The 4,078-nt window shown below is 48.1% G+C and carries 3 protein-coding genes; all 3 read right to left on the bottom strand.

Features of this window, described 5'->3' with window-relative positions:
- Window positions 1-2,215: 2,215 nt before the first annotated feature.
- A complete protein-coding gene (locus tag IKN49_03475) occupies window positions 2,216-3,460 on the bottom strand; it encodes a DEAD/DEAH box helicase (protein ID MBR3632107.1) in 1,245 nt (414 codons plus the stop codon).
- A gap of 86 nt (window positions 3,461-3,546) precedes the next feature.
- Window positions 3,547-3,804, bottom strand: coding sequence for a LysM peptidoglycan-binding domain-containing protein (locus IKN49_03470; GenBank protein MBR3632106.1), 258 nt, complete (start codon window positions 3,802-3,804; stop codon window positions 3,547-3,549).
- 10 nt (window positions 3,805-3,814) lie between these two features.
- Window positions 3,815-4,078 (bottom strand): helix-turn-helix domain-containing protein (locus tag IKN49_03465; GenBank protein MBR3632105.1); only part of this gene is annotated, 264 nt, incomplete at its 5' end.

Genomic DNA, 4,078 nt, shown 5'->3' with positions numbered 1-4,078 from the left:
CCCAGTCCCTGGAGCTCATTCATTTTCCGTTTGCCGGTAGCCGATTCTACCTGTAATTTACGCATAGGGGAGGTGTAGCTGATATACTGTTCCGGATTATCAGCGTTCACTAAGGTTCCTTTTGCCTGTGTCTCATCAAACGACACGAAGAACACAAGGCCGTATTTTTCCAGTACCCGGTTTGCCGTGGGAATGATATCCTCCAGCTGGAAATACATAAATTCGGCGTAAGTGTTTTTTCCGGATTTCTTAATGTTGGCCTCGCCAAACTCAACCTTAACCTTTGCCAGTTTCTGGAAAATGTTTAACGTGGTAAAATCCTCTGCTTTGATTTCCGTTTCTGCTGCCGTAGCTTTTTTTGTTGCCATAGTCTTTTTACTCCTTTTCTCTTTAATTTCACCGATATAATCGGCGATACGTTTTTTCGCCAGATCAATGTAATACTGTTTGTCAATATCGCTCAGCTTTGTTTCCGTCCCGATATTGTCGATATAACAGTGATCCGGAATATTAGCCACCTTATCCAGGCGGCCTGTAGTCTTAACTTTGTAAATGGTTCCCCGAAACTCGTCGGCGCTGGCGTACACCCGGTTTACTCTCTGCATAGGCAGCTTTTCCCCGTCGTACTCATACACCGTACCTTTATAGGTGTGTCCGGTTTTGGCTATCATCTGAAAGTCAAAAACGTTCTCGGCTTTGTTAATGGTGTCCTCCACCGGTACGCCGTGGATAAAATACTCTACCAGCGCCTTATGTACGATAACCAGGCTGTTATTTTTAAAGTCGCCGCCGTTGAACAGAGAAACGTAAGCGCCTTTTGTGGCGATTTTGTCTTTGTCCGGTTTGGTGACGTTCCGGTTCCCGTCCTTATCGATAAGGTACGTGGCCCCGGCTACCAGTACATAATTATTAACGTCTTTCTGCACTATCTTTTTGATTTCCGTATATTCCATGTTAAGCCGTGTCCGGGCCTCCCACTCGGAAACCACCTTGTTCACATCCGATTCCCGGGCCGGATCATAACCGATCATAAGACCGTCGGTATTTGCCTGAATCAGTACCAACGTCGGAATATCCTCCAGCTTTTCTATCAGATCTGTTAACAACAGCTGGCCGGAGATACAGATATGATTCGCTACCCGTGGCTCGTAGAGAGGATTATACTGGTTCTTTAACGCTCCGTAGGTACTGTTTAAAACCAGTTTCAGGGCGTCGGCGGTATCGCTGTCTCCGGTATGTTTGGCGTGGATACGCTGCTCATAAATATCCTTATAACCCTGGGCGCTGGGTATGCTGGTGGGCGTGTAGCCCAGCTGGATAATCATAGAGGGATAATAGCTGCCTACGTCGATATCCACCATTTTAAATTTGGCGTCGCTCTCCCGGCTGTAATGTTCCAGCGCTCCGTGTATACCGCCCCAGCCGTAAACCAGTTTGATATCTTTCGCCTGGACGGTTAAGGTTTTCTCATAATCGATAACCCGGTAAAAGTCCAGCACCTGTTTATATTTTTTAAGCTGCAGCTGCTCCGGCGGCTTATAGATCAGCTCATTTTTCGTGGGATTCGCTAACCTGGCAGCCTTTAAAAACGTGGCTGAAAGTTTCGGATTTGTCAGGCCAAGCGCCTCTACCGGATCCATGTTACCGGTTTTGGCTACCTTGAGTTTTGCGTTCAGGTAACCGGCCCGGAGCTTGAACAGCTCAAACGTGGCGTTAACGTCGTTGGTACAGTAAAACACCGTCTCTGCCAGCTCGTCGTTATCCAGCTTATGATCTACCGTAAAGTCCACGCTGGACTCGATAATGTTCTGGCCCAGGTTTCCCTCTATCGCCTTTAGCGACAGCTCCAGCGGTAAATCATCTTTTAAATCGAAACTACGGAACCAGTCTTTTTTAAACATCCCGGAGATACCCTGAAAATCAAATCTCTGGCCACCTCCGATAATAAAATCATTATGTTCCTTAACCTGTTCCGGCGTGTTCCCTTTAAGGATTCCCAAAAGGATATAATCGTCGTAATGCTTGTTATTGAAACCGCAGAGTATCGGCTGCCGTTCTGCCAGCCAGCCCCGGATTTCGTTGCTGTCGTTATGAAAAATTTTGTGTTTGTCACGGTCAATATCGAACACGACTACGAGCCAGTCATGGACGAAAACCTCGATATCGTAAATACAGATATTTTTCAAATCCTTAATATCGCTGATAGCCGTTTTAATCACCTCCTGTATGTTCTCTGATAGGTACTCATGTACTCCGTAAACAGCTTTTTGGTAAAGTCCTGGTAATTGGATACCGTCCGGTAAATCTGCTGCTCTATCGTGCCGGCTGTCAGGAAATGGATATAGCTGCATTTGTTTTTCTGGCCGTTCCGGTGGATCCTGTCCCGGCTCTGCTCCAGAACGATACTCCGGAGCGTTGGCTCATAGTACAGAATCGTATCGGCGGCGTATAAATCGATTCCCTGGTAACCACTGGCGTACTGGCAGATAATGCAGCGAATGGTTTTATCGCTCTGGAACCGCCGCCAGTTATCTTTATCGCTCTTTCCGTCCTGGGTAGTATAGGTGACGCCCTCTTTGTCGAGCACTTCCTTAATGATGTTAATGGAAGCCGTGAACTCGGCAAAAATAACCAGCTTTTTGCCTCCCAGCTCTGCCAGGACGTCAGACAAGGCGCCCCGTTTGCTGGTGGTGAGGGGAGTCTCCTTTAAGTGGCCGCTGGGTATCTCCCGTAAATAAAGCTCTTTCACGAGGGGATTATCGGCGATCAGTTCCATTTCCTCAACAGCGCTGTCTTTTGCCATAGCCTTATACAGTTTCATTTCCGAAAGCGGCAGGATCCGGATCTCGTCCGGCAGTTTTTCCGGCAGATCCAGGCAGTCAGCTTTTTTAATGCTGTAACTGTAATCGGCTATCAAGTCCTGTACTTCCCGGACGTGTTTGTACTTAAAGGGCTTATGATACTGATCCAGGTAAGCGTACCGTCCCAGCCAGTCGTAATAACTGCCTTTGCCTCCGGTTAACGACTTCCAGATATTGGAATAGATCCGGCTGCCTACCAGGTACGGATCCATGAAACAGAACAGGCTCCAGGTATCCTCCAGCCGTCCGTTTCCTATGGGCGTACCGGTTAACAGGTATCGGTATTTGGCTGTAACCGAAAGTCTCAGCAAAAACTCGGCCCGTTTGCTCGTCCGGTTGACAATGGAGTGAGCCTCATCCAGCAGAATCAGATCATACTGTCGTTTGTACTGCTGGTGTCTCCAGACGGCGTCATAATTAATCACGTCAGCCTGTTTCAAAAGCTCCCGGGCCTCCGGCGTAAACTTTTCCATATCTCGCTGCCAGCTGGCGATTACCGACTTAGGACAGACAATTAACGCCCGGTTAATCTCCTTATACTTAAGCAGCTCGTAAATCCGGTACAGGCTCGGTAAGGTTTTTCCGGTTCCCTGTTCCATGCTCAGGAGAAACGAGTCATTCATCCGGAGCAGATTCAGCGCTGTCATTTGGTGACGGTAGAGCGTTACGAAATTGATAAGGCCATTCATTGATATAGCCTGTTAGTAATTACCACCGTATCCCCGGGCTGCAGCAGCCGTTTATTTTGCCGGTAATTACTGTCCAAAAACTGGTTAAAACATTCACTGTTATTTTTTGTGATATAGGCCTCGTTACAGATACCGTACAGCGTATCGCCGGTGGCCACCGTGTAAACAGCGGTAACGGTTTTCACCGGACGGAGCCATTCGTAGGTTTGCCAGGCAGCCAGCGCCAGCAAAACGATAATCAAAACTTTTTTCATGATTTCCTCCTTAGGTAGCCTGTTTCAGCCGGTTAATCTCTTTCATAAAATCAAACTTTTTTCCGCTGGCCCGGACTTTGATATCCGGAGCGGCCTTTTGTTTTGCCGTTGTCAGGTTCACTGATTCCCGGAGCGCCTGATCGGCAGCCTGGGTATCGACGTAGTAGGCCCGACCGACACGTAAGGCTGGGAGGATTCCCTCCTGGCAGAACCGCCGGAGCGTCCGTACCGGCAAACCGCAAACGGCAGCGTATTCTTTCAAAGTTCTTAATTG

The organism is Elusimicrobiaceae bacterium, from assembly GCA_017528825.1.
Classification (GTDB): domain Bacteria; phylum Elusimicrobiota; class Elusimicrobia; order Elusimicrobiales; family Elusimicrobiaceae; genus Avelusimicrobium.
Note: the sequence above shows the minus strand (reverse complement) of the source record. Positions and strands in the feature narration are given on the sequence as shown.